This is a genomic window from Desulfonauticus submarinus, from assembly GCF_900104045.1.
In the GTDB taxonomy this organism is placed as follows: Bacteria; Desulfobacterota; Desulfovibrionia; order Desulfovibrionales; family Desulfonatronovibrionaceae; genus Desulfonauticus; species Desulfonauticus submarinus.
Window position 1 is genome coordinate 206,137 of sequence record NZ_FNIN01000001.1, and the last position, 24,885, is coordinate 231,021.

Below are 24,885 nucleotides of genomic sequence, written 5' to 3' on the forward strand. Positions count from 1 at the left end.
ACTATGGCTGAAATAACTAAACTTATTCACGATTATCTTAGGCATTCTAAAAAATTTCCTCATGTGTATTGTCCTGGCTGTGGGCATGGTATAGTATTGGGATCTTTGATTCGGAGTGTACATGCTTTAGGTTTATCAAAAGATCAGGTAGTGTTGATAGCTGGTATTGGCTGTTCTGGAAGAATGGCTGTATATGTAGATTTCAATACTATTCATACCACTCATGGAAGAGCTTTAACTTTTGCCACAGGGGTAAAATTAGCTAATCCTAAATTAAAGGTTATTGTGGTTATGGGAGATGGAGATGCCTTATCTATTGGGGGAAATCATTTTATTCATGCAGCCAGAAGAAATATTGGAGTAACAGCTCTTATTTTAAATAATAATATTTATGGGATGACTGGAGGACAAAGTTCTTCTACTACTCCAGAAAATTCTTATTCTACTACTACTCCATATGGGCAAATGGAACGCCATTTTGATGTAGTTAACCTTTCTCTTGCGAGTGGGGCGAATTTTGTAGCCAGAACAACAGCTATGCATGCTCAACTTATGGATAAGTTGTTAATAAAAGCTATTAGCAATCCTGGATTTAATGTAGTAGAAATTTTAACTCCTTGTTATACTCAGTATGGAAGAAAAAATAAATTCAAAAATGTAGTGGAAATGTATGCTTGGTATAGAAAACATGCTATGATGGTTGAAAAATATCAAAATTTAGCAGAGGAAAAAAGAAAAAATAAATTCCCTATAGGAATTTTTTCCTCTAAAGACGAGCCTGGATTTGAAGAAAAGTATTCTAGTTTACGGAAAAGATTACAAGGGGAAAAATAATGGCAAAGGAATATCCTTTAAATCGATTTGAAATAAGACTTTCTGGCTTGGGAGGACAAGGCATTCTCACTTTAGGTAAAATTATGGGGCAAGCCTTGGCTTTAGAACATGGTTACTATGTGACCCAGACCCAAAGTTATGGTCCAGAAGCAAGAGGTGGAGCTAGTCGTTCAGATGTGGTAATAAGCTCTTATCCTATTAGTTATCCTAAAACCCAAAATTTAGATGTTTTGGTGGCCTTAAGTCAAGAAGCATGTAATCTTTATTTTAGAAATTTAAAAATAAATGGACTTTTGATTGTGGATAATTTTATGGTAGAACAAGTTCCTACTAATTCATATGTGGGGTTGCCATTTACAAAATGGGCAAAAGATAAAATTAAAGTTATTCAAACAACTAATATTATTACCTTAGGAGCTCTAACCTATTTTTTGCCTTTTATGAATAAAAATTCTGTGTTAAAAACGTTAAAACAAATTTTTCCTGCTAAGATTATTGAAATTAATGTGAAAGCATTGAATTTGGGTTTTAATCAGGCAAAAAAAAGATATAAGGATATTCCAGAAAGATGGTTATCCTCTTAACTAATGATGATGGTATCCAAGCTCTAGGTCTTAGAGCCTTGTATTGGGCGTTGAAAGAGATGGGACATAGAGTAGAAGTAGTTGCTCCATTAACAGAACAAAGTGCTGTAGGACATGCTATTACTATATTTTCTCCTCTTAGAGTAAAAGTAATAAAAGAAAATGGATTTAAAGGGATTGGTATTTCTGGAACTCCTGTGGATTGTGTGAAATGGGCCCTTAGCTTTCATTTTAATCAAAAACCAGATTTAATTATTTCAGGCATTAATAATGGAGCTAATGTTGGTATTGATGTTTTATATTCTGGTACGGTTTCTGCTGCTACAGAAGGTGCTTTGTTGGAGATTCCTGCTTTAGCTGTGTCTATTGATGATTTTCGACCTACAAATTTAACTGAAGAAGCAAAATGGGTAAGTGATTTTATTTCTAAAATTTGTTGGGAAAATCTTAATGCAAGAACAGTTTTAAATCTCAATTTTCCTAATTGTGGAATACGTAAAGCGAGAGGAATAAAAGTTTGCCCACAAACTGATGTTGTTTATGAAGATAAGTATGAAAAAAGAAAAGATCCTAGGGGAAGGGAGTATTATTGGCTCTTTGGTGATATCCCTATGTCTAGAGTAAAAACTGGAACAGATAGGGATTTGCTTTCTAAGGGATATGTTACTCTTACTCCTTTAAAGTTTGAATTAACAGATAAGGAACTTATCTCCAACTGGAGTAAGTGGTGTAAGGAAGTTTTAACTTAATTAAGACATAGAGTACTTAAAAAAAGAAGGAGGTAATTATGGCAGTAAAAATCGGCTTAAATGGATTTGGTCGTATTGGCAGATATTTAACTAGATTATTAAAAAATAGACCAGAATATGAACTAGTAGTGATAAATGCTAGAGCAGATAATGCCTCATTGGCTCATTTATTAAAATATGATTCTGTTCATGGAACTTTTGATGCAAAGATTCAACCTAATGAAGATGGTTTTTTATATGAGGATAAACAAGTTTATGTTACTAGAAAGGCTCCAGGAGAATGGGAGTGGGGAAAATATGATGTAGATTTAGTTATTGAAAGTACTGGTAAGTTTAGAGATAGAGATTCTTGCCAAAAACACTTAGAATGTGGAGCTAAAAAAGTAGTTATAAGTGCTCCTGGAAAAAATCCTGATGTGACTATTGTAGTAGGAGTAAATGATCAAGATTTAAAACCAGAACATAAAATAATTTCTAATGCTTCCTGTACAACAAATTGTCTAGCTCCAGTGGCAAAAGTACTTCATGAGAATTTTAAAATAAAACATGGTATTATGACTACAATTCACTCTTATACTATGAGTCAAAGAATTTTAGATGGATCTCATAAAGATTTACGTAGAGCAAGAGCTGCAGCTATGTCTATGATCCCTACTACTACAGGAGCAGCAAGAGCAGTAACAGAAGTTATTCCAGATTTAAAAGGTAAATTAGATGGTATGGCTGTAAGAGTACCTACTCCTAATGTTTCTTTAGTAGATTTGGTAGCTGAGGTAGAAAAATCAACTAATGTTCAAGCAGTAAATGAAGCTCTGAAACAAGCAAGTGAGACATATTTAAAAGATACTCTAGGATATACCGAAGAACCTTTGGTTTCCATTGATTTTAATGGTTCTACTTATGGAGGAGTGGTGGATGGACTTTCTACAAATGTAATTGATAATACTTTATTAAAGGTTTTAATTTGGTATGATAATGAAGCTGGTTTTACAAATCAACTTTTAAGGTTAATGGATAGGGTATCTCAGTATATGTAAACGAAATATTTATAAGTAATATTTTTAAGATAATTAAATTTGTTAGCCGGGAGTGAAAATTAGCTTCACTTCCGGCTTTTTATTTGTAGTTTTTGTAAGCATTAAATATAAATAGTAATTGTCTTAATTTTTTGTGGATAAAAAATTAACTCCATGAACTAAGAAAGGTATTTTTTATTATTGAAAAATAATTTTTAGAGTTGCTTTTTTTAAAAAAATAGGCTTTAATAAACGTGAAAATAGACATTAACCTCTTTTATATGATTTTTATTTAAAAATTTTTGATGGCAGTTTGATGTTGTAGTCTATTTTTAACCAAGAAAAACTTAAAAGGGGTTTGAGATGAAAGTTAGAATGCTTTATAAATTGTTAGTTGCATTTTTATTAACATCTTTGGTTTTTGTAGGAGTTTCATTTTATGTCTTACAAAACATACATAAACTTAATATAAAGGCTGATAATATAATTTCTATACAAAAGAAACTAGATATTTTAGCAGAAGTAAAAATTTTTCTTAATAAATCTTATGCTACTGTAGATAATATATATTTTAAAAAGAAAAATCTTATCTCATTACTTAATTTTTTTAATAAAGATATTTTAGTAAAACTAAAATTAGAGCAAGATAAGAAATTTAAACAAATAAAAGATTATCTTGATATTTATGTAAAAAATATAAATAAAATTGCTAATATAGAGAGAAGAGGAGGATTAGATTATATTAGAGCAAAATCATCATTAAAATCATCTAAGCTTCAATTGCTTAATATAGTAGAAAAGTACAAGAAAGAATTATACAATAAAAAATATGCTAATGTACAGGCATTTAAAAATATTCAAAATGAAAGCAAGTTGTTTTCTGTTTATGGTATGTTGTTTGGAGTATTATTTGCATTAGTTTTAGGGAGTGCAGTAGCTATTTATGAGTCTGGAAGGATAAAAAAATGTCTAGATTTTGTGCATAAACTTGGTAGAGGTGATTTTGAAACTTCAATTAATATTAGAGGAAGTGATGAAATACATGCTCTTGTAGAAGAAATTAAAAAGGTACAAAAAAGGCTTTCTTTTATTAAAGAAGAGATTTTGGCTCAAAAAGATGCTATATCAGTTGGTAATATTTTATTTAGAAGTGATGTATCTAAATATGAAGGAGGGTTTAAGGAAATATTAGAAGCAGTGAACAAACTTACAACTATATTTACTGAACATTTAAATAATGCTCCTATACCTCTTATGAGTGTGGATAAGGATTTTAGAATTCTTTTTATTAGTAAAATGGGACTGAATATGATAGGAAAAAAATTAGATGAAGTAGTTGGAAAATATTGCTATGATATCTTTGATACTGACGATTGTAAAAGTGGTAATTGTGGCTGTAAACAAGCAATGATAGAACATGCCATTAAGGTATCTGAGACAACTTTTAAAGTTGATAATAAACAAGTTTACGTAAGATATTATGGAAATCCGATCATAGATGAAAAAGGAGAGGTATGTGGAGCATTTGAATATGTTTTAGATATAACAGATATAAAAGAAACCCAATTAAAACTAAATCAATTAGCTAAACAAGGAGAAGAAGTTAGTTCCAAACTTTCTAGAGCTGCACAAGAACTAAGAGACCAAATTGAAAGCACTAGTAGTGGTAGTAATGTTCAAAAGAGAAGAGCTGAAGAAACTGCTGCAGCTATGGAAGAAATGAATTCTTCAGTTTTAGAGGTTTCTAAAAATGCTTCTTTAGCTGCGGAAAGTGCAGATAAGGCTAGAGAGATTGCAGAAGAAGGAGCTAAAGTAGTAGAGTTGTCTATTAAGGCTATTTTAGGCGTTAAAGATAAAGCTGATGCCTTAGCTCAAAATATGTCTGATTTGGAAAATAGAGCTTCTGATATTGGAAAAATAGTAAATGTTATTACAGATATTGCAGATCAAACCAATTTATTAGCTTTAAATGCAGCTATTGAAGCTGCTAGAGCAGGAGATGCGGGTAGAGGATTTGCTGTAGTAGCTGATGAAGTTAGAAAACTAGCAGAAAAAACTATGAATGCTACCAAAGAAGTAGAGGAGTCGATTTTATCTATTCAAGATGCTTCTAAAATAAATGTTGCTGCTATGAAAGAAATGGATGAAATTGTTCTTACTTGTACAAAGCATGCTAAAAAAGCAGGCGAGGCCCTTGAGAGTATTTTAGAGAAGTCTAGAATATCCTTAGAACAAGTTAGAATGATTGCAGCAGCTTCAGAAGAGCAGTCGTCTGTTTCTGAAGAAATCACAAGAAGTAGTGAGGAAATAAGTCAAATATCTCAAGAAACTGCAAAAGCCATGGAAAAAGCATCAAAATCGATTTCTCAATTAGCTGGTTTGGCTCAGGAATTAAATGGGCTTATCATGGAAATGACAAAGATTTAATTATTAGAGGAAATAATTTTTTTAATCCTACATACTCCACAAATTGTTTCAGTAGTAGGATAATTACATTTTTGGCATGAGTTAAGGGTTAGTTTAGACTTTCTTAAAAGTTGAAATCCTCTTTTTCCTTTTTTGAGAAATGTTTCATAAAAATTAAATTTTCTGCCCGGTTGGTGGTATTCTAGGTCGTCTAAAAGTTTTTTATAAAAAGTAAAACTAGCTCCTTTACTATAAGGACATGGTTTTGTGCTATAATTTATATTATGTAAAAAACAAAATACTGCTGTTTCAAATTCTGTTAAACGATAAAGCGGTTTTACTTTTTTAGCAAAGCCATTTTCTTCTTTTAACACAGGACCTTGGCTTCCTAAATAAGTTTCATCCCATCTCAAGGTATTGGCAAATAATCTAGCTACTTCGTCATCTAGGTTATGACCTGTGGCCAAGACTTGAAAACCATGTTCTAAAGCAAAACGGTTAAAATAATATCTTTTTATTTGTCCACAGGCAGAGCAAATTGGTCTAGATAAAGTTTGCTTTACTTTAGGAATAGAGAGATTTTCTTTTTTTAAAGATATTATAAAAAGAGGGATAGAAAATGTTTGGCAAAATTTTTTTACAATTTCACGTACATGTTCAGAAGAATTGGGAATGTCTAAATCTACATGCAAGCCTGTAATATTATAACCAAGTGATTTTAATTGTAAGGCAAGAGCAAGAGAATCTTTTCCTCCACTTATTGCAATTAAAATTTTGTCATCCTGTGTAAACATTGCTTTGCTTTTTATAGCTTTTTGGACTTGGTTCTCAAAATATTTTAAAAAACATTGTTTGCAAAAACCAGCATTATGACTGGGTAGAGCAACTATGGCTTTGGATTTACATCTTGTACATTTCATTTTTAACCTCTAGAAGCAACTTTGCGAACAATTATAGTGTCATTGGGAAAAAGTTTTTCATCTGGTGTTAATAATTCTTTATTGCGAATTATAAGAGCCTGATTTGGGTAAAGATTTAATTTATTTAAGAGTGCTCTAACAGATTTTATTTTTTTTAATTCTACTTCTTTATTTTCTGGTTCTATAATTATTTTCATAATCCTATGTTTTTGCACTAGTTATGTTAAATTCTTAAATTATATAGTTATATTCTTTTTTCTTCTACGCCATGACAGGCCACTTGTCTTCCATCTTGAAGCTGTAAAAGAGTTGGGATTTCTTGTTTACAACGTTCATTAGCATGAGGACATCTAGAATGAAAAACACAGCCAGAGGGTAAATTAATTGGTGTTGGGACTTCTCCTTTTAATTTGATATGTTTTAAGCCAGTTTCTCCAAGTTTTGGAATAGCAGATAAAAGAGCTTGAGTATAAGGATGTCTAGGATTGGAAAATAAATCTTCAGTAGAAGCAAGTTCACATATTCTACCTAGATACATTACAGCTACTCTAGAACTAATATGTTCTACAACTGAAAGATCATGGGTTATAAAAAGATAAGATAAATTTCGTTCTGCTTGTGCATCCATTAATAAATTTAAAATTTGTGCTTGAATAGAGACATCTAAAGCTGAAATGGGTTCATCTGCTACAATGAATTCTGGATCTACCATTAAAGCCCTGGCTATACTTATTCTTTGGCGCTGTCCTCCTGAAAATTCGTGGGGGTATCTATCTGCCCACTCAGGGTCAACTCCTACTTGTTGCATTACTTGTTCCACTTTTTCTTTAATTTCTTTTTTATTTAAAGAGGGCTGATGAAATTTAATAGGTTCTTCTAAAGTCTGGCGAACAGTTTTTCTTGGATTTAAAGAAGCATAGGGATCTTGGAAAATCATTTGCATTTTAGTTCTAAAAGGAAGCATTTGTTTAGGAGATAGATTGTCTATTCTATGGCCTTGAAAATATATATTTCCTTTATCTGGAGAATAGAGTTTTAATATAGTTCTTCCAAGTGTAGATTTTCCGCAACCACTTTCTCCAACAACAGAAAATATTTCCCCCTTTTTTATAGAAAAACTTACTTCATTTAATGCTTTCACTGTGGTTTGTTTTAAATAAAATTTTTTGTTTTCAAAGGTAAGTTTATCTAAAAATCCTCCTGAGATATCAAAGTGTTTGACTAAATTTTTAACCTCTAAGATATTTTGTGTATCCATATATAGCTCCTAAACATTGTGATATAAATGACAGGCAACTTCTCCTGTTTCAAAAGGTTGAAGTTTGGGGTCTAATTCAGAACAGATTTTCTTTTTAAAGGAACACCTGGGATGGAAAGGGCAACCAGAGGGAATTTGATTTAAGTTAGGCATGATGCCAGGTATTTGATATAATTTTTTACCTTTTTCATGACTTTGGGGTAGGGCTTTTATAAGTCCCTGAGTGTAAGGGTGTTTAGGTGATTTTATTACATCCATGGTTTTCCCCTTTTCCACAATTCTTCCAGCATACATTACTGCAATTTTTTGTGTAGTTTGAGAAACTACTCCTAAATCATGAGTAATTAAAATAAGTCCCATTTTTTCCTTTACACATAATTCTAGTAATATATCCATAATTTCGGCTTGAATAGTTACATCTAGAGCAGTAGTAGGTTCATCTGCTATAATTAAACTAGGATTTGTTAATAAAGAAATAGCAATTACAATACGTTGTCGCATTCCACCTGAAAATTCATGGGGGTATTGTTTAAGACGTCTTTCAGGAGAAGGAATGTAAACTTTTTTTAAACACTCGATAGCAATTTCTTCAGCTTCTTGTTTAGAAATGTTTTTATGGGCAAGTAAAGTTTCTGTCATTTGAGTGCCAATGCTAAGGACTGGATTTAAAGTCATCATTGGATCCTGAAAAATCATAGAAATCTTATTTCCTCTAATAGTGCGCATTTTTTCAAATGAATATTTACTGATATCTTTTCCTTCAAATAAAACTTTTCCTCCAGCAATAAAACCTGGTTTACTAATTAAGTTAATAATAGAAAATCCAGCCACTGATTTTCCTGCACCACTTTCTCCAACCAGTCCCATTCTTTCTCCTGGAGCAAGAGAGAAATTGATATTATAAAGAGCAGTTAAAGTTCCTGTTCGTAAGGCAAATTTTACTACTAAATCTTGAACATCTAATAATTTAGCCATATCAATTAACCTTTATACAATTTGGGATTTAAAACATCACGCAACCAATCTCCAAGGAGATTGATTACTAAAATTAAAATTACTAATAAGATACCAGGGAAAATAGTAATCCACCAAGAACCACTAAAGATATATTCAAAGCCTGCATTTATAAGAGAGCCTAAAGATGGTTTTGTTACAGGCATTCCAAGGCCTAAAAAAGATAATGCTGCTTCACTCATAATAGCATTAGCTACTTGAATAGTAGATATAACTAGAATTGGAGAAAGAGTGTTGGGTAAAATGTGTCTCCACATAATACGACCTGAACCAAAGCCAATTACTTTAGCAGCCTCTACATATTCTTTTTTCTTTTCAGCTAATACTGAAGCTCTTACTGTTCTTGCATACTGAGGCCATTCTGCTAATCCAATAACTACTATTAAAAAAGGGACAGCCATTTCTTCATATTTATTTATTCCAAAAAATGCTTGGAAAATAGCTGAAATAAAAATAGCTACCATTAAAGTAGAGAATGATAGTTGAACATCAGCCAATCTCATAAGGAGCGCATCTAATTTTCCCCCAAAATAACCAGCAATTAAACCAATAATTACGCCTAAGAAGGCTTGTAAAATAACTGCACCTAATCCAATTAATAAGGACACTCTCATTCCGTATAGCATAGTAGAAAGAATATCTCTTCCTTGATCATCTGTGCCTAAAAGGAATTTGGAAGTTCCACCATCCATCCATACAGGTGGAGTTTCTGCATCCATTACATCAATTGTAGTAGTATCATAAGGATTATGAGGTGCTATTAAAGGAGCAAAAAAACCACAACATAATAAAATAATTAAAACTATAAAACTAATAATTGCCACTTTATCATGAATAAAACTATGAAAAAAATAAGAATTTTTTATTTTATGCCATTTTGTTTTCATTTTACTTTCTTCCCGCTATTCTTACCATTGGATTTACTAAACCGTATATAATATCGACAAAAGTATTAATAAACACAAAGACAAATCCTACAAAAATAAGATAAGATACTAATAAAGTAGTATCTGCCCTTTCAACTGCTTCTACAAATAAAAATCCTAATCCTTGCCATTGGAATACTGTTTCAGTTAAAATGGTAAATGCTATGAGTGTTCCTAGTTGGACACCTCCTACTGTTATAACAGGTAAGAGTGTATTTTTAAATGCGTGGACAAACCAGATTCTCCAAGGTTTTAATCCTTTTGCCCAAGCAAATCTTATATATTCTGACTCTAATACTTCCATCATTTCTGCTCTGATTAAACGAACAAAAAGCGGTAACATGATAGAAGTAAGAGCTATTGAAGGCATTACTAAATGTTTAAGTCCATCTAAAGTAAATAACCCTGAGTTCCAATAGCCAAATATATGGACTGTTTCTCCTCTTCCATAGGAAGGCATTACGCCTAATTTGACAGAGAAGATATAGATAAGCATTATAGCTGTTAGAAAAACAGGGATAGATACTCCAACAACACTTGCTCCCATAATGAGCCTAGATATCCATTTTTTAGGGAAAATTGCACAATATATACCTAATGGTATAGAAAATACTATAACTAAAATAGAAGTTACAAATACAAGTTCTAAGGTAGCGGGCGCTTTTGAAAGGATAACATCAACTGCTGGTTTTTTATAAAAAAAGGAACGCCCCAAGTCACCATGGAGTGCTTTTTTTAAAAAACGCCCATATTGAACCAAAAAAGGATCGTTTAAACCTAATTTTTCTCTTAAGGCCTCTCGTTCTTTTTTAGAGACAGATATTCCTACTAAATCTCTAATAGGATCGCCTATTTGATGTTGGATAGAAAATCCAATTAAACTTATGATTAACATTACGAATATAGCTTGTACACAACGTCGAATTATAAAAGCAAACATAGCTGTTTATACCTTTTTGGTGATTTTTTTATTTTAAGAGAGGAGAAAAATTTTCTCCTCTCTGTTTTTGGATTTTAGATTTTTATTCCATTATAAGATTGCCAAAGTAAGGAAAGTTTTGTTTGTTTACAATATCTTTGGCGTTTTTGAGTTTTTTGGAAGCTGCCCAAGAGAGATGCTGCCAATGTAAAGGCACAAAAGCGGCATCTTCGTATAAAATTCTTTCAACTTTTTGCAAAATAGCTTTTCTTTTTTCTACATTTGTCTCAACCTGAGATTGTAAGATAAGTTTGTCCACTTCAGGATTACAGTAATTTCCACTGTTATATTGTCCATATCCTGTTTTTGGATTTGGGCACATCAATAAGAATTCAGTATAATTTGCAGAATCTTCAGTGTCTGGATGCCATCCAATCATTTGAATATCAGCAGCTCTGGCATCAAATTGATCCCAATATTGGGCCTTAGGCATGGTTTTTAAATTTACTTTAATATTAATCTTAGAAAGCATAGCAGCTACTGCTTGGGCAATTTTTTCATCATTTACATAACGATTATTTGGAGCAATCATAGAACATTCAAATCCATTTGGATAACCAGCTTCTTTCATTAATTTTTTAGCTTTTGCTAAATCATATCTAGGTTTTAATTCTGGTACATAACCCAAAAATCCTTCAGGAGCTTGTTGTCCCGCTGGAGTAGCTTTTCCTTTCATAATCTTTTTTACAATTCCTACATTATTTATAGCATAAACAATAGCTTGACGTACCTTTTTATTAGCAAATTCAGGGCGTCTTTTTTGATTAAGTTGAAAAGTAATAATTCTGGCTCCAGGCATAGTAATAAGTTGGAGATTTTTATTTCTTTCAATTCTTTCATAGTCTTGGGGAGGAACAGGCATAATAAAGTCCACATCTCCTGAAAGAAGAGCAGCTACTCTGGTAGCATCATTTTTGATAGGAGTGAGAATAATTTTATCCACATTTCCTGCATTCTTATCCCAATAGTTCTTAAAAGCCTTTAATACCCACTTAACTCCTTGCTCTCTATAAGCTACATAATAGCGACCTGTTCCTGATTCATGAGAATTGGCAAAGGATGGTCCAGTTTTTACAATAGCATCTTTGGGTTGACCATTTTCATCTTTGCCTGAGTAGAACTTTCTGTCCATAGGAAAAATATAAGTGGCCATGTTTAAAAGAAGAGGGTAGGGGCCTTTAGTGACTATATCAATAGTGTAGTCATCTATGATTTTAGGTTCAGCAAAAGGTTCAAATAGTCCTTTAAAGTCAGGACTTTTTTTCAGTCTTGCCATAGTCCAGGCAACATCTTTGGCTGTAAAAGGATTACCAGAATGAAATTTTACACCTTTTCTTAAATAAAATCTAACAGTTGTAGGATTAAGACGCTCCCATTTTACTGCTAAACGTGGTTCAAATTTCATATCTTGAGTCCATCTTACCAATGGATCAAACACTAAATGTGAGTATTGAAGCATACCACCAGATAACTGGACATGAGGGTCCATAGATACAGGATCTGCATCCATGGCTAACCTTAAAGTCTTGGCTTGAACCATGGCTGTTAAGCCAAGGCAAAATACTAAGCCAAGGATTAGAGTTAAAACTTTGCGCATAACCTTCCTCCTGTTAATTTTGTTTTATAAAAAATATACCCTTACCGCTCCGTCATCTCTTTAGCTGAAATTTTCGTACAGCGCTAGTATGTTCTTTTAAAGTTTTACTAAAAAAATGTGAGTTATCTCCTTTTGCTACGAAATAAAGATAATCGTGCTTTTTAGGATGGATTGCGGCCTTTAAAGCTTCTAGGCCAGGAGAACAAATAGGCCCAGGAGGCAATCCTTTGTATATATAAGTATTGTAAAGGTTTGTTTTGTCTCGGAGGTGTTTTTTCTTAAGATTTCCATCAAAATTTTTTCCTATACCATAAATTACAGTAGGATCACACTGAAGCAACATATTTCTTTTTAATCTATTCCAAAATACTCCTGAAATAATGGGTTTTTCCCAAGAAAGAGCAGTTTCTTTTTCTATTAGAGAGGCTAAAATAACAAATTTGTGAATTTTAGAAGGAGAATAATTATTGAAAATTTTTTTGGTTTCTTTTTTAAAAGTGGAAAGCATTAAAACGATAATTTCTCTTGCAGTGTATTTTTTTGTCTTAGATAAAAAATAAGTTGATGGAAATAAATATCCTTCTACGTTTTTAGCTGGAATATTAAATTCTTTTAAAATAATAGGATTAGAGATTTCTTTGGCAAAATCATCAAATGTTATAAAACCATTTTTTTGAAATATATTAGCTACTTTCCACCAAGGCAATCCTTCTGGGATCACTATGGGAAAAAGTTCTTCTTTTCCTTTACTTAGAATTTCAAAGATCTTTGAATAAGACCAACAAGGACTTAAATTATAGATACCTGCTTTTAAAGGTTTATTGTTGCCAAATATTTTTATACTTAACTTGAAAAGTAAAGGATGTTTAATTATTTTATGTTTATGTAATATTGATATTATTTTGTTAAAAGATGTATTTGGTTTAATTGCAATTTTTGTAATCAATCCTTGATATTGGCATCCTGGATTATGCCATTTATAATGAAGATAATATAATAGAGAGGATATTGAAATAAATAAGCTTAAAAAAATAATACTAAATATAACTTTTTTCATTTTCATTAAATTTAGCGAAATATGATTCTAAAATTAAAGTAGCAGATATTTGATCTATTATTTCTTTTTTTTTCTTTTTATTTTTTATATTTAATTCTAAAATTTTTTTTTCAGCTTCAAATGATGTATATCTTTCATCTATCAAGTAGATGGGAATATTAAACATTTTTTTTATTTTTTCTACAAAGTTTTTTACTTGAATAGTTGTTAAAGATTTTTCTCCATTTAAATATAAAGGTAATCCTACAACGATTTTGGAGATATTCTCTTTTTCAATAACTTCTCTTAAGTTTTTAAAAAAAGTTTTATTATCATTTTTATTTAATGTCATATACGGAAAAGCCATTTGATATTCTTCATTACCAATAGCTAATCCTACTCGTTTTAATCCATAATCAATGCCTAAAATTTTTCCCATTTTAAATTATCTTAAAATTTTTTTATAATTCAATTTTAAGAGTATTTTCTTGTATTTTTCCTTTTTTTATTTTTTTTAATAGTTCTGATTTCCATTTAGAACCTCCTAAACAGAGGGCTAGATATTCTACTGTGTGTAGTACAGGACTTTTATTTTTTAAAATAGTTAAACTTCTTTGGATTCCAACTTTACAAGAAGGACATCCTACTAGAATAGGCGTATTTTTAGAATAATTTTTTAATTCCTGAGTTAAAGTTTCTATTTTTTTTGCTCTAATTTTATTATATATTTCTGGAGATGTAAGCGCACCTAGGCCACTTTCACCACAACAACCAGGAGATAACTCTATAGGGCTTTTTAGATAATTAGAAAGAGCATTAGCATAGATTTGAGCACTTTGATTAGGTTTAACATTAGACCATTCAGCATGACATGCACCATGATAAATAATACGTTCCTCGGGCAAACTACATACAGGAGGAAGTTTATTTATCAAAAATTGAATAACATCCAAATGTAATAATGATTTTTTTTGATGAGTTAAATCATAATTTAAGGTTGCTTCTCTACAAGTTCCACAGGAAGTAAGAAAATATTTCACTTCATACTTTAGATTAGAAATTAATTTATTTAGAAAAATGATGTTATTTTCTTTTATTTTAGAAAAGGCATTTTGACATCCAGAAACAAGAAGTGGATATCCACAACACAGGTGTTTAGGGGGAATAATGACAATGTAATTTGTTTTTAAAAGTAAATATAAGCTAGCAAGACCTATTTTTCTAAAGAAAATTCCTGCCCCACATCCTGGAAAATATAATATAGCCTGGTTTGTAGGTTTGGGAGGAAGGAAGATAAAAGATTTATTTATTCCAATACTTTCATATAAGTTAATAAATTCTGTTTCAGGGCCTTTATCTCGGAATAGAGGATTATCAATTTTTCTTCTCCAAAATTCAGGAATAAAAGGAATTATTTTATTTTGGATTCTTTGAGCAATACTTAAAAATTTTCCAGTTTTTGGGATATAATTTTCTGGATTTTGAGAGACAAAGTTAAGTATTTTATGTTTTATGGGATGACCTGCTGCTTGTCGTCCTTCTAAGAAATTTCTTAACATTAAAGCGACATCTGCATTTTTTATTTTTACTGGACATACATAGGTGCACTTTCCACATGCAGTACAGTGTTCCATTATTTTTCTTAATTGGACTAGCAAATCTTGATCAGGTTCGCCTGTAAGTAATTGGGTGTAATAAATTGCTTCTATTAGTGCTCCTAAAGTGATATTTTTATTTCTTGGATGAAATAACAATCCTTTTTCAGGTAAATACATAGGACATACTTGTTTACATTTTCCACATCGTGAACAAATTTGTATATTTTTTAATAAAATAATTAATTCTTGTTTTTCTTTATTAGGTAGAGCACTTCTTTTAATATCTTGAATTAAATGATTGAATGAAAATGTATAAGGTTCTACTGGAAGTTCTCGTTGAATAAGCTTTTTAGGGTTAAAAATATCATTAGGATCTATTATACTTTTATATTCCCTAAGAGCTTTTATTTTTTCAGAATTTAAAAAGCCTATTTTTGTTACTCCAATTCCATGCTCTCCTGAAATTTGTCCGCCAAGTTCTAATACTTTATTAAAAACTTTTTCAGCAGCTTCTTCTGCTTCTTTTAGCATTTCTAAATCATTAGAGTTTACAGGGATATTAACATGACAGTTACCATCTCCTGCATGCATATGATTGGCAATTTCAATTCTTCTTAAAAATAAATCTTTTAAAATTTTTTCAAGTTGTTCTTTAAGTTGTGGATATCTTGATTTTAAATCTTGAAAAAAGAAGCCAATTTGGAGTTGAAAGTCTTGCTCTGATAATTCTTCTTTAGTTAGTTTATGTTTTAAAATTTTTGCACAGATATCTAATTCCATTTGAATAAATTCGTCGTCTACATCTACTTCAGAAAGATTTTGCACCAAGTGAAGAGCTTTTCTATATGCTTTGGCTAAGTAGAAGAGATTTAAATTTTCTAAAAAATCAGAAAATTCTGGCACTGCTTTAAGTGGGATCACTACATCCTCATTAATTTTAAAACCACTTGTTCTTTTGGTGATAGCAGACAAACGATGTCTATCTTCCCAAAATTTTTCAGCTTCTTGTTCGTTTCTGGCTACAAATATATCTACACCTTCATAAGGGGAAGCTATTTCTACAACCTGACTTACAGCTTGTTCAAGTGCCTCAAAATCATCAGAATCTAATTGAACTAATAATACTGAAATGGGATCCCCTTCATATTTGGTAGATTTTTTTTGATATTCAATTGCTTGGACATATTTTGAACCAAATTCTTCTAATGCAGAAATTTTTACTAAATCTCCTTCTCGTCTAATTTGATCTCTAAAATTTACTATATCATTAATGACTAGGGTAGCATTTTTCATTGACTTTCCATAGAACTCTAAACAAAGAGTTCTAGAAAGAGTAGGTTTGGGGTGAAGGATAAAGCATATTTCTGTAATAACACCGTCAACTCCTTCTTTTTGTATTCCAGGTAATCCTCCTAAGTACTTATTAGTAACATCTTTGCCTAATCCTGGAGTTCTAATTTCAGTACCTTTTAATTTGATAACTTCCTTTAATCTTTCTTGTTCGTTATAAATTTCAAAAACAGCAATTTCTTGTGGTAATATTTTATGTCTTGGATGATTTTTACGCTTAACTTCTATTTGTTCACCAGTAGGTAAAACCATTTTATAGCTTAAAATATTATCCAAAGTGGTTCCATATTCAAAGGCAAAAGGTCCTCCTGCATTTTCAGAAACATTTCCCCCTAAGGATGATGCTGCCTTTGATGCTGGATCAACAGTAAGTAATAAATTATATTTAGCTGCTGCTTTAATTGCATCTAGAGTAATAACTCCTGCTTGGGCACATAAATATAAATTATCTTTATCAATTTTTAAAATTTTTTTCATTCTACTTAAACTTAAAATAACAGAGCGTCTTCCAGCTGGAACTGCTCCTCCAGTAAGTCCAGATCCTCCTCCTCTAGGAATAAGAGAAAAGTGAAGCTCATTAGCCAGTTTAATAATTTTTTGAATATGTCTTGTTGAAGTTGGGAATAAAACCATTAAAGGTAATTCCATTCTAAGATCAGTAGCATCTGTAGAGCATTCAGCAATGACATTTGGTTCTAATGAAATTTGATCTTCTTTTAAAAATGTTTTTAATTCTTTGATTACTCGTTGTTTAAAATTTTCATCTTCTTCAAAATCATGCCAATAATTTTCTAGACAAGTAGATATTATTTCGTAATATTCTTCAGATAAGGTTGTGCGCTCTCTTTTTAGACGTGAAAAAACACTTTGCTTCACTAACAGAGGTTTGATAAAAGGATTATAACGAATAATAAAAATTTCTGCTGCAAGACTTAGAGCTAATTCTTGAACACTTTCAGGCCACGCTTTAAACTGGTTTAGATTTAGCTTTAAGACTCTTTTAATTAATCTTTCAGAAGCTAAAGATATATGAGGATTTCGCTGGGTCATATTTCTCCTTTGGACAAAAACTTGTAAAATATACAAGGTAGGTGTAAACTTTTTTTATTACTTTGTATTTGTATGAAAAGCAAGAATAGGTTTTAAAAGCTTTTTTCTTTGACTAACTATTTGTAATATTTAGAAATAGGAGAAAACGACTATTATGAAAATATTAGATAAAGTAAATTATCCTCAAGACGTGAAGAAGTTAAATTTAAAAGAATTAACACAATTAGCACAGGAAATAAGGGAATTAATAATAGAAGTAGTTTCAAAAAACGGAGGGCACTTAGCTCCTTCTTTAGGTGTAGTGGAATTAACTTTGGCTTTACTAAAGGTTTTTGATCCAGCCTTTGACAGATTAATCTGGGACGTGGGGCATCAAGCATATGCTTACAAAATATTAACAGGACGTAAGAACAGATTCCATACTCTTAGAAAATTAGGGGGTATAAGCGGTTTTCCTAAGCCTGAAGAAAGTCCATTTGATTATTTTGGAGTGGGGCATTCTAGTACTTCTATTTCAGCTGCTTTGGGGATGGCTGTAGCACGAGATTTGTTAAAAAATAGTAATAAAGTAGTGGCTATTATTGGTGATGGTTCAATGACAGCAGGACTTTCTTATGAAGGTTTAAACCAAGCTGGAGGTTTGGGAAAGGATTTGGTTGTTATCTTGAATGATAATGAAATGTCTATTTCTAAAAATGTAGGAGCATTATCATCTTTTTTAAGTAGAAAATTATCTTCTCAATGGATGATAAAATTTAAAAAAGAAGTGGAAAATTTTTTCAAACAAATTCCTAAAATTGGAGAAGATTTATTAAACTATGCTAAAAAAAGCGAAGATTCCTTAAAAAGTTTTTTCACTCCAGGTATTCTGTTTGAAGCTTTTAAATTTAATTATATTGGGCCTGTAGATGGTCACAAGTTAGATACTCTTATAGATGTTTTTGATCAGGTAAAGAAGTTAGATGTTCCTGTGTTAATCCATGTGCTTACAAAAAAAGGTAAAGGTTATTTGCCTGCGGAAAAAAATCCAACTTACTTTCATGGAGTAGGCTGTTTTGAGCCAGAAACAGGAAAGGCTACAAAAATTGCAGGGTGTAATATTCCCACCTATACTGAAGTATTTGGCAATACTCTTTGTGAACTTGCTCGTAAAGATTCTAAAATAGTGGCAATTACAGCAGCTATGCCTGAAGGAACAGGTCTAAATAAGTTTGCCGAGGAGTTTCCTGATAGGTTTTTTGATGTGGGTATATGTGAACAACATGCTGTAACATTTGCTGCAGGACTGGCAAAGGAAGGATTTAAGCCTGTTGTTGCAATCTATTCCACTTTTCTTCAAAGAGCGTATGATCAAATCGTGCATGATGTTTGTTTGCAAAATTTACCTGTGGTTTTTTGTTTGGATAGGGGTGGTTTAGTAGGAGAAGATGGTCCAACTCATCATGGAGTATTTGACCTCTCTTATTTGTCTCATATCCCGAATTTAATTTTAACTGCTCCTAAAGATGAGGCTGAGCTTCAACTTTTACTTTATACTGGTTTAAAAAGCAGAAGGCCTTTTGTTTTGCGTTATCCAAGAGGAAGAGGAGTGGGGGTAGATTTAAGTAATAACTTTCAAGAACTTCCTATAGGAGAAGGAGAATTATTAAAACAGGGGAAAGATGCATTGGTATTAGGAGTTGGAAGTAGGGTGTATCCTTGTTTAGAAGCTTTAGAAGAAATAACAGATTATGATGTAGGAATGTATAACTTACGTTTTATTAAACCTATTACTAAAAATTTAAAGGAAATTATCCAAAACTATGATAAACTGATTGTTGTGGAAGAGAATGTATTAATTGGAGGAGCTGGAAGTATTATCTTAGATTATTTATATACGTATAATTTGTTAGATAAAGTTAATATTTTAAAAATAGGTTTGCCTGATAGATTTATAGAGCATGGAAGTCAGGCTGAATTGAGAAGAAAATATTTAATAGATAAAGAAGGAATAAAAAAACAAATTTTAAATTTTTTAAGGAGTTGTTGATGAAAGTAAATATTTTAAAAAAGAATTCAGTTTTAAATAGCATAGTGAATAAATTTAGTGATTTTCTCGAAAAAAAAGAATGTCTAGATAGAAATAAAATTTATAATGCAATTGATGATGGTAAAATGGTTTTATTGTATAATAAAAATCATGGAGTAGATCCTATTTTAGTTGGTCAGCCTGCTTCTATTAAAATTAATGCTAATATAGGTACATCTCCTTTTATAAATAATATAAAATTGGAATTAGATAAAATAAAAGTAGCTCATCACTATGGAGCCCATACTATAATGGACCTATCTACTGCTGGAGATTTAGATAATATTAGAAAAATTATTTTAGAAAATTCCCCTTTACCTATTGGTACTGTTCCTATTTATTCTGTAGCTCAACGATATATTCAAAAAAGTGACTCTCCTGCTAAGTTTAGTATAAATGAATTATTAGAAGAAATAGAAAAGCAAGCAGAACAAGGCGTGAGTTTTATGACGCTTCATTGTGGGGTAAGTAAAAGAGCTGTTGATTTAGCTGAGAAAGAAAATAGAGTGTTAGGCATAGTAAGTCGGGGAGGTTCTATTTTAGCTAGATGGATAAGGGAAAATAAAAAAGAAAACCCATTATTAGTGGAGTATGATAAAATTTTAAAGATAGCTATAAAGTATAATCTTACTTTAAGTTTAGGAGATGGAATGAGACCTGGGGCAGGCATAGATGCTGGAGATAGTGCTCAATGGGAAGAAGTAATAACTCTTTCAGAGCTTACTTTAAAAGCCTGGGAACAAGGAGTGCAAGTAATGATAGAAGGTCCTGGGCATGTTCCTTTAAATCATATAGGAGAACAAATAAAAGTTATGAAGCGTCTATGTCATGAAGCACCTCTCTATGTATTAGGCCCATTACCTACAGATATTGCTCCTGGATATGATCATATTGCAGGAGCGATTGGAGGAGCAATTGCAGCTTTAAATGGGGCAGACTTCTTATGTTATTTGACTCCTGCAGAGCATTTGACGTTGCCAGATGTAAATGATGTTAGAGAAGGAGTAATTGCTTCTTGTATAGCTGCTCATAGTGCAGAAATAGCACTTGGCAGAAAAATTGCAGTAGATAGAAATATTAATATATCTAGGGCTAGGAGAGAATTGAATTGGGACGAAATTAAAAAATTTGCTTTAGATAAGGAAATGTTATGTTTTAGAAGAAAAGATTTTGAAGAGAAAGAAGAATGTGCAATGTGTGGAGATTTTTGTGCTGTAAAAATGTTGAGATAGTTTTATATGGAAGCAGAAAATGAATGTCCATGTTGAAAGAGAAATAAAGTTTGAAGTTTCTGATTTTAAAAAATATGAACATATTTTATCTAAAAAGGCAGAATTAATTCAAGAATGGGTTTTTGAAAAAAATATTGTATTTGATTATAAAGATAATAAATTAGAAAAAAAAGGAGTTCTTTTAAGATTAAGACATGATAATTATTCAAAATTGACACTTAAACTTCCCAATACTTCTTATATTGAATCAGGAATTAAAAATAAAATAGAATATGAAGTTAATGTAAGTAATTTTGAGACAATGAATATAATTCTCAATAAAGTTGGTTTTAATGTAAAATTAGAATATCATAAATTTAGAAAAATTTTTAAACTAAATAACTCTTTAATATGTCTAGATATTATGCCTTTTGGTTTTTTTATAGAAATAGAAGGAGGTGAACTTTATAATAATGCAAAAATATTAGGATTGAACCAAGAAAGTAGTTTAGATTTAACTTATTATGAAATCTATAATATCAAATTAAAAAAAAATAGACTTTTAAAAATGGTCTTTTCAGAGGAAGAAAAATTAAATATAAAAAAGTTATTAAAAGGGGTAGATTTTTTATAAAAAAAATTTTACTTATTTTGAAATAAAGTTTAAAGCACTCCAAACTATAGGAGGAGAGGAATATGGATTTAATTTTGAAAAAAGAAGATGTTGAGAAGTTAGAGAAAATTTTGTTTCAACTTATAGAAGAAGGTGGAGCAACATATGCTCTTTTAACAGATCTTGCAGGCAATTTGATTTGTAGTGCAGGCAGAACAAAGGTTGATTCTACTTCTTTAGCAGTTCTTTCTGCAGCTAATTTTGCAGCTACACGGGAGATTGCCAAGCTTATTGGAGAGAAAGAATTTTCTTTACTTTTTCATAGAGGTGAAAATGAGAATATTCATTTTACTCATATAGTCTCTGATGTGTTGTTGATTGTCTTATTTAAGCCGTATGTCTCCCTGGGGTTGCTTAGGCTAAAGACAGATGTTATTAAAAAGGAAATTAGAAAATTTTTAGAAGGTTAAGATATGGCCTTAATAAACTTTAAAGAAAAAATTATTCAAGTTAAAATTGTATATTATGGTCCAGGGAGAAGTGGTAAAACCACAAATTTGGTTTATATTTTTAATAAATTAAATCAAAAGCTTGGTAAACAATTAACTAGTAAACTTATTTCCATTGATACAAAAGGAGAAAGAACATTATATTTTGATTTCTTCCCTTTAGAATTGGGTAAAATCCAAGGATTAGATTTAAAAATTCAATTATATACTACACCAGGACAAATAGTTTATAATTCTACAAGAAAATTGGTGTTAAAAGGTGTAGATGGGATAGTTTTTGTGGCAGATTCATTGTCTACTAGAAGGGAAGCAAATATAGAGTCTTTGGAAAATTTAGAAGAAAATTTAAAAGATTATAAATTAGATTTAAAAAGCATTCCAATAGTATTTCAATGGAATAAAAGGGATTTAGAGAAAGAAGTTCCTCTTTTAAGTGTGGAAGAAATGGAAAAAGATCTTAATTCTACTTTAAAAGTTCCTTCCTTCCCAGCTAGCGCTATTACAGGCTATAATGTTTTTGAAACTCTTAGAATTGCTTCTAAAAAAACTTTAAAACATGTTTTTGAAAAGTTTTCAGCTAATGGTTTTTCTTAAATTAGGGGGTAACTATGGCAGATGAGTCTGTTGAGATAAGTTTTGATTTGGGAGATTTAGAAAGAGATCTGTCTCAATTAGATGAAGTTTTTTTGGAGGGGGAAGAAGATGGTAAAGATAATTTTTATGTTTTATTAAATGAAGTGGTAAAAAAATGCTTTGGTGGGCTATCTGTAAATTTTAGTAAAGTAGATCTATATATTAAAAACCTTGATGCGGTTTCAGTTCAGTCTGAAGAAGATAAAAAAATTAAAATATTAACAAAAAATATCCTAATTCTGTTAAAGAAGCAAGCTAAATTATTCCAACTAATAGATTATTTTTCTAAAAATATAGATTTAATTATAGATGGTAATACTGATAAGAAAAGAGAATTTTTGCGTAAATCTATTACTTACTATAAAAAAATAAAAAGTAATGAAGCAGCTTCTTTGAGTGCTGATACTGAGCTAATTAAAAAAATAGATGATGTTTTGTCTGCTAAACTTCATGAAATAAATATAAAGATAGAAGAGAATCAAAGAATGCTGCATAGGTTTTTAGATGATAAAATGCGATTTGAAGAAGATATAAAGGAAAATATTCTCGAAGATGATTACTTTTCTACAAAAGGAATGTTTTTAAGATTTAAGTTGCAAGGAAAATTTTATGTTATTAAAAATGAGTTAGTTTTAAACAAATACAAACTTTCTCCAACAAAGGCAAAGAAATTAGCTCAAAAGACTTTAATCAAGCTAGGTCAATTAACCTCTATGTTTGGAAATCCATTAAAAGGAATGACTGGTAGGTTGCAAGAAGTTCCCTTAAAAGAGTTAAAGAATATTAATTTATACCCTTTAAAAATAGTTCCAATTAAATTAAATAAAAAATTAAAATGGGTACTTATTGTAGATATTACAAACAATAAATATGGAGCTATTTTTGTAGAAGAAGTTTATGATGAGTTAGTAGAAGGAGAAATAAGTGAAGGTTTTTTAAAGGTAGAGGATACTTTATTAGAGATCGTAGATCCATTGACTTTATGGAAAAAACAGCAGGAAGATAGTTTATAAAAATGTTAAGAGGTAAACTTAAAGATATTTCTTTAATTAGTTTAATTCAAATGTTTTATCAGGATGGTAAGTCTGGAAAGTTAACAATTCATCAAGACAATTTTGTTATAGGAGAAATTTATTTTTCCGAAGGCAATATAGTTTGGGCTGGAAAAGGTAATTTAACAGGAGAAAAGGCCTTTTATCAATTGATTAATGTAGAGGAAGGTGATTTCATTTTTGAACAAAATAAAATGCCAGAAAATAGAAATATAACAGTTTCTTGTGAATACTTGCTTTTAGAAGCTAGTAGAAAAAGAGATGAATTTAAGCAACGTCAGAACAGTATTATAAAAAAAATAAAACAAAAGTACTCTTCTATTACAGATATTTCATTTTCTTTTATGTATAAAGAGATATTTAAAACATTTACCAGTATTGCAGAATTAGTTGACTCTGGAGAAGTAAATTATATTTGGTTTGATAATGGAAAAGAAGTTATTATGGGATTACCATTTGAAAATAGCATTCTAGAAATAAGATTTAATGACAAAGTGTATCCAGAGGAAGTTTATCAGACAATTTCTAAAATTTTAAGGGAGGGGTAAATTGGCTATAAAATTTCCTTTGTTTCCATATTATTATGCAAATTTGCATTCATCTTTTTTGATTTTAGAGAGTTTAATAGATTTTTTAAAACAAGAAGATTTTACAGGATACTTAGAATTTACTAGTTTAGACTCTAATAAAAAACATTATTTGTTTTTTGAGGCTGGAAATCCAATCAAAGCTATAATCTCCCATAAAAAAGTTGAAGTAGTTGGAATATCTGATATTTTACATTTAAAAAACTTTTTTTTAAATGTAGTTAAATTACCAGAAGAAGAACTTGTATATTGGAGTAATCTCTTTTTTAATACTCTCCTATATAAAGATCTTAGTACTGATTTTACGGATATCGTGAAATTAATCAATAAGTTGAAGAAGGAACAACTTACTGGATGTTTGGAGATAACAAACAACGATGATAATAGTTTATCTTATGTATATTTTGTTGGGGGTAACATTTTAGGGGTAGCATGGCAAAGAGAGTTATTCAGGTTTCATAGAGGAGAAGGAAAAATTTCTTCTTTTATAAATAAAATAGAGCGTGCTACCTTTAACATTTATAAAATGGATATGGGTAAAGCTTCGGAAGTAAAAAATAAAGATGAAATAAAAGCTAAAAAGTTGTTACAATATATTTTATCTTATTTTGAGAAAAAGCATTCTAAAGATTTTGATTTGGTTTTACGTAAAATATGCTTAAAAGGAGCTCATACATATCCTTTTATTGATCCTTTTTCTGGTGAATTTGAATACAAGAAAGGTGATTTATTTATTGCTGATGATATTAATTTAGCGGAAATAGTGGATGGAGGTGATTTTATTATTAATTCTTTATTTCAAGTTTATAAAACCAGTCAAAATGAAAAAGATGAAATTAAAGATTTTTTAAAGCAAGAAGATATTTATTTACCAATATTTAAAAGTTTAGGGTAG

The 24,885-nt window shown here is 30.6% G+C and carries 23 protein-coding genes; 13 read left to right on the forward strand and 10 right to left on the reverse strand.

Annotated elements, in window-relative coordinates:
- Positions 1-3 precede the first annotated feature (3 nt).
- The 5 genes from BLP60_RS01000 to BLP60_RS01020 all read left to right on the forward strand — a co-directional run bounded on the left by BLP60_RS01000 (position 4) and on the right by BLP60_RS01020 (position 5,610).
- Positions 4-834, forward strand: coding sequence for a 2-oxoacid:ferredoxin oxidoreductase subunit beta (locus tag BLP60_RS01000; protein ID WP_092062016.1), 831 nt, complete (start codon positions 4-6; stop codon positions 832-834).
- Positions 834-1,418, forward strand: a complete 585-nt coding sequence (locus tag BLP60_RS01005; protein WP_092062019.1) for a 2-oxoacid:acceptor oxidoreductase family protein — start codon at positions 834-836, stop codon at positions 1,416-1,418. The genes BLP60_RS01000 and BLP60_RS01005 overlap by 1 nt, the downstream gene beginning before the upstream one ends.
- On the forward strand, positions 1,403-2,167 hold the full coding sequence (gene surE / locus BLP60_RS01010) for a 5'/3'-nucleotidase SurE (RefSeq protein ID WP_092062022.1): 765 nt from the start codon (positions 1,403-1,405) through the stop codon (positions 2,165-2,167). The genes BLP60_RS01005 and surE overlap by 16 nt, the downstream gene beginning before the upstream one ends.
- Positions 2,168-2,205: 38 nt before the next feature.
- Positions 2,206-3,204, forward strand: a complete 999-nt coding sequence (gene gap / locus BLP60_RS01015; RefSeq protein WP_092062025.1) for a type I glyceraldehyde-3-phosphate dehydrogenase — start codon at positions 2,206-2,208, stop codon at positions 3,202-3,204.
- 342 nt (positions 3,205-3,546) lie between these two features.
- Positions 3,547-5,610 carry a methyl-accepting chemotaxis protein gene (locus BLP60_RS01020; RefSeq protein WP_092062028.1) on the forward strand — a complete coding sequence of 688 codons (2,064 nt, stop codon included), beginning with the start codon at positions 3,547-3,549 and terminating at the stop codon, positions 5,608-5,610.
- On the opposite strand, the gene BLP60_RS01025 is transcribed toward BLP60_RS01020, so the two are convergent.
- The 10 genes from BLP60_RS01025 to BLP60_RS01070 all read right to left on the reverse strand — a co-directional run bounded on the left by BLP60_RS01025 (position 5,607) and on the right by BLP60_RS01070 (position 17,317).
- Positions 5,607-6,509 (reverse strand): TIGR00269 family protein, encoded by a 903-nt coding sequence (locus tag BLP60_RS01025; RefSeq protein ID WP_092062032.1) that lies wholly within the window; start codon positions 6,507-6,509, stop codon positions 5,607-5,609. The two genes, BLP60_RS01020 and BLP60_RS01025, sit on opposite strands and share 4 nt — an antisense overlap.
- A gap of 2 nt (positions 6,510-6,511) precedes the next feature.
- Positions 6,512-6,706 (reverse strand): ubiquitin family protein, encoded by a 195-nt coding sequence (locus BLP60_RS01030; RefSeq protein WP_092062035.1) that lies wholly within the window; start codon positions 6,704-6,706, stop codon positions 6,512-6,514.
- Positions 6,707-6,753: 47 nt separating this feature from the next.
- Positions 6,754-7,767, reverse strand: coding sequence for an ABC transporter ATP-binding protein (locus tag BLP60_RS01035; protein WP_092062038.1), 1,014 nt, complete (start codon positions 7,765-7,767; stop codon positions 6,754-6,756).
- Between the two features lie 9 nt (positions 7,768-7,776).
- The gene (locus tag BLP60_RS01040) at positions 7,777-8,742 is read right to left on the reverse strand and encodes an ABC transporter ATP-binding protein (protein ID WP_092062041.1); all 966 of its coding nucleotides are present in this window, start codon (positions 8,740-8,742) and stop codon (positions 7,777-7,779) included.
- Between the two features lie 5 nt (positions 8,743-8,747).
- Positions 8,748-9,668 carry an ABC transporter permease gene (locus tag BLP60_RS01045; protein WP_092062044.1) on the reverse strand — a complete coding sequence of 307 codons (921 nt, stop codon included), beginning with the start codon at positions 9,666-9,668 and terminating at the stop codon, positions 8,748-8,750.
- Between the two features lies 1 nt (position 9,669).
- Positions 9,670-10,647, reverse strand: a complete 978-nt coding sequence (locus BLP60_RS01050) for an ABC transporter permease (protein WP_092062047.1) — start codon at positions 10,645-10,647, stop codon at positions 9,670-9,672.
- An 82-nt stretch (positions 10,648-10,729) separates the two neighbouring features.
- Entirely contained in the window at positions 10,730-12,283 is a 1,554-nt protein-coding gene (locus tag BLP60_RS01055) for an ABC transporter substrate-binding protein (RefSeq protein WP_092062050.1), read from the reverse strand.
- A 52-nt stretch (positions 12,284-12,335) separates the two neighbouring features.
- Positions 12,336-13,340 carry an endolytic transglycosylase MltG gene (gene mltG / locus BLP60_RS01060; RefSeq protein WP_092062840.1) on the reverse strand — a complete coding sequence of 335 codons (1,005 nt, stop codon included), beginning with the start codon at positions 13,338-13,340 and terminating at the stop codon, positions 12,336-12,338.
- A complete protein-coding gene (gene ruvX, locus BLP60_RS01065; protein WP_092062053.1) occupies positions 13,321-13,758 on the reverse strand; it encodes a Holliday junction resolvase RuvX in 438 nt (145 codons plus the stop codon). The genes mltG and ruvX overlap by 20 nt, the downstream gene beginning before the upstream one ends.
- A gap of 22 nt (positions 13,759-13,780) precedes the next feature.
- Positions 13,781-17,317, reverse strand: a complete 3,537-nt coding sequence (locus BLP60_RS01070) for an FAD-binding and (Fe-S)-binding domain-containing protein (RefSeq protein ID WP_092062056.1) — start codon at positions 17,315-17,317, stop codon at positions 13,781-13,783.
- Between the two features lie 154 nt (positions 17,318-17,471).
- Here BLP60_RS01070 and dxs point away from each other — a divergent pair, with 154 nt between their 5' ends.
- From dxs to BLP60_RS01110, 8 genes are all read left to right on the forward strand, one after another.
- On the forward strand, positions 17,472-19,346 hold the full coding sequence (gene dxs / locus BLP60_RS01075; protein WP_092062059.1) for a 1-deoxy-D-xylulose-5-phosphate synthase: 1,875 nt from the start codon (positions 17,472-17,474) through the stop codon (positions 19,344-19,346).
- Positions 19,346-20,617, forward strand: a complete 1,272-nt coding sequence (gene thiC, locus BLP60_RS01080; RefSeq protein ID WP_092062062.1) for a phosphomethylpyrimidine synthase ThiC — start codon at positions 19,346-19,348, stop codon at positions 20,615-20,617. The genes dxs and thiC overlap by 1 nt, the downstream gene beginning before the upstream one ends.
- Before the next feature lie 19 nt (positions 20,618-20,636).
- On the forward strand, positions 20,637-21,230 hold the full coding sequence (locus tag BLP60_RS01085) for a class IV adenylate cyclase (RefSeq protein WP_092062065.1): 594 nt from the start codon (positions 20,637-20,639) through the stop codon (positions 21,228-21,230).
- 62 nt (positions 21,231-21,292) lie between these two features.
- Entirely contained in the window at positions 21,293-21,679 is a 387-nt protein-coding gene (locus BLP60_RS01090) for a roadblock/LC7 domain-containing protein (protein ID WP_092062068.1), read from the forward strand.
- Between the two features lie 3 nt (positions 21,680-21,682).
- A complete protein-coding gene (locus BLP60_RS01095; protein ID WP_092062071.1) occupies positions 21,683-22,312 on the forward strand; it encodes a GTP-binding protein in 630 nt (209 codons plus the stop codon).
- Positions 22,313-22,326: 14 nt separating this feature from the next.
- Entirely contained in the window at positions 22,327-23,364 is a 1,038-nt protein-coding gene (locus tag BLP60_RS01100) for a hypothetical protein (RefSeq protein ID WP_092062074.1), read from the forward strand.
- A 2-nt stretch (positions 23,365-23,366) separates the two neighbouring features.
- Positions 23,367-23,951, forward strand: a complete 585-nt coding sequence (locus BLP60_RS01105) for a DUF4388 domain-containing protein (RefSeq protein ID WP_092062077.1) — start codon at positions 23,367-23,369, stop codon at positions 23,949-23,951.
- A gap of 1 nt (position 23,952) precedes the next feature.
- On the forward strand, positions 23,953-24,885 hold the full coding sequence (locus BLP60_RS01110) for a DUF2226 domain-containing protein (RefSeq protein ID WP_092062080.1): 933 nt from the start codon (positions 23,953-23,955) through the stop codon (positions 24,883-24,885).